Origin of the sequence: Cellulomonas aerilata, assembly GCF_007991755.1 — a bacterium.
Classification (GTDB): Bacteria; Actinomycetota; Actinomycetes; order Actinomycetales; family Cellulomonadaceae; genus Pengzhenrongella; species Pengzhenrongella aerilata.
The window spans coordinates 1-2106 of record NZ_BJYY01000026.1; the positions used below are offsets into that span (position 1 = coordinate 1).

At 71.0% G+C, this 2106-nt stretch carries 3 protein-coding genes; all 3 read left to right on the forward strand.

Annotated elements, in window-relative coordinates:
- Positions 1–623, forward strand: a 623-nt coding sequence (locus tag CAE01nite_RS17895; RefSeq protein ID WP_146906908.1) for a glycosyltransferase, incomplete at its 5' end; no start/stop codon positions are given.
- Positions 620–928 (forward strand): hypothetical protein, encoded by a 309-nt coding sequence (locus tag CAE01nite_RS17900; RefSeq protein WP_146906909.1) that lies wholly within the window; start codon positions 620–622, stop codon positions 926–928. The genes CAE01nite_RS17895 and CAE01nite_RS17900, both read left to right, overlap by 4 nt.
- A partial coding sequence (gene glf, locus CAE01nite_RS17905) for a UDP-galactopyranose mutase (protein WP_146906910.1) occupies positions 925–2106 on the forward strand: 1182 nt, incomplete at its 3' end. The genes CAE01nite_RS17900 and glf, both read left to right, overlap by 4 nt.

Sequence of the window (2106 nt, forward strand, 5' to 3'; positions counted from 1 at the left end):
AGGGTGTGCACCTGTTCCGCAGCGGGGTGGAGACCGGTCACTACGCGGCGAGCCGCCGGTTGCGCACGCCGCACGAGCGTCCGGTGGCGGGGTACGTCGGGGTGATCGACGAGCGGCTGGACCTGGAGCTGATCGGGCGGCTGGCTGCGGAGCTGGCGGACTGGACGATCCGGGTCGTGGGGCCGGTGGCGAAGATCGACCCGGCGGACCTGCCGCAGGCGCCGAACCTGGAGTACCCGGGTCTGGTGTCCTACGACGAGCTGCCGGCGGTGATGGCCGGGTTCGACGTGGCGCTCATGCCGTTCGCGCTGAACGAGGCGACCAGGAGCATCTCCCCGACCAAGACGCTGGAGTACCTGGCGGCGGGGCTGCCGGTGGTGTCCACCCGGGTGCCCGACGTGGTGGGTGACTACGACGACGTGGTGCACCTGGCCGACGACGGCGAGGGGTTCGCCGCGGCGTGCCGCACGGTGGTCGGGGACGACTGCGACACCCGCGACCGGCGGGTCCGCCCGTTGCAGGCCCGCCAGGAGTGGGACCACATCGCCGAGCGGATGGCCGCCCTCATGGAGACCGCCCGCCAGGCGGCCTCCGGCGCCGCGAGCACGCAGGAGACGGCATGACGACGTGGCGTGACCAGGTACGGCTCACGCCGCTCGCGGCGGAGCTCGAGCGCGCGCACGCCCACGGTGTGGGGGCGGCGCTGGCCGGGATGCAGGACGCGGGCCTGGGTCCGGTGCGGCTGACCGGGACCGCGGTGCCGGTGCTGGCGGAGGCGGCGGTGACCTCGGCCACGCCGTTCCTGCGTGCCCCGCTGCTGTCACGGCTGCACCGGGTCCGGCGCCTGCACACCACCACCGACGGCCAGGCGTGCCCGACCTGCCAGGTCCCGTCCCCGTGCCCGACCGCCCAGGAGCTGGACGCATGAGCACCACCCACCTGGCCCACACCCCGGACCTGACAGGCCTGCTCGCCGCGGCGGACCTGGTCGTGGTCGGGTCCGGGTTCTACGGCCTGACCGTCGCCGAACGCACCGCCACCGAGCTCGGCCGCCGCGTGGTCATCCTCGAACGACGCCACCACCTGGGCGGCAACGCCTACTCCGAGGCCGAGCCCACCACCGGCATCGAGGTCCACCGCTACGGCGCCCACCTGTTCCACACCTCCAACACCCGGGTGTGGCAGTACGTCAACCGGTTCACCGACTTCACCGACTACCAGCACCGCGTGCACACCATCAGCAAGGGCCAGACCTACCCCATGCCGATCAACCTGGGCACCATCTGCCAGTACTTCGGCCAGGCCCTGTCCCCCACCGCCGCCCGCGACCTGGTCCGCTCCCAGGCCGGGGAGATCGACCCCGACCGGGTCGCGAACCTGGAGGACAAAGCCGTCTCCCTGATCGGGCGACCCCTGTACGAGGCGTTCATCCGCGGCTACACCGAGAAGCAGTGGCAGACCGACCCCCGCCAGCTGCCCGCCGAGATCATCAGCCGCCTGCCGGTGCGGTACACCTTCGACAACCGCTACTTCAACGACACCTACGAAGGCCTACCCGCCGCCGGGTACACCGCCTGGCTGCAGGCCATGGCCGACCACCCCCTGATCGACGTCGTCCTGGACGCCGACTTCTTCGACGTCCGCCCCCACATCCCCACCACCACCCCCATCGTCTACACCGGCCCGGTGGACACCTACTTCGACCACACCGAAGGACGACTGGGCTGGCGCACCCTGGACTTCACCCAGCAGGTCCTGCCCATCGGCGACTTCCAAGGCACCCCGGTCATGAACTACGCCGACCCCGACGTCCCCTGGACCCGCATCCACGAGTTCCGCCACTTCCACCCCGAACGCGACTACCCCACCGACAAGACCGTCATCGTCCACGAGTACTCCCGCCACGCCACCGAGCACGACGAGCCCTACTACCCCATCAACACCCCCCACGACCGCGAGATCCTCAAGCGCTACCGCGACCGCGCCACCGCCGAACCCCACGTCTACTTCGGCGGACGCCTGGGCACCTACCAATACCTCGACATGCACATGGCCATCGCCTCCGCCATGACCCTCTTCGACAACACCCTCGCCCCCCGGCTCACC

Bases quoted from the DNA above. Each gene is read 5' to 3' on its own strand.
- CAE01nite_RS17900 (WP_146906909.1), top strand. From the start codon at position 620: ATGACGACGTGGCGTGACCAGGTACGGCTCACGCCGCTCGCGGCGGAG.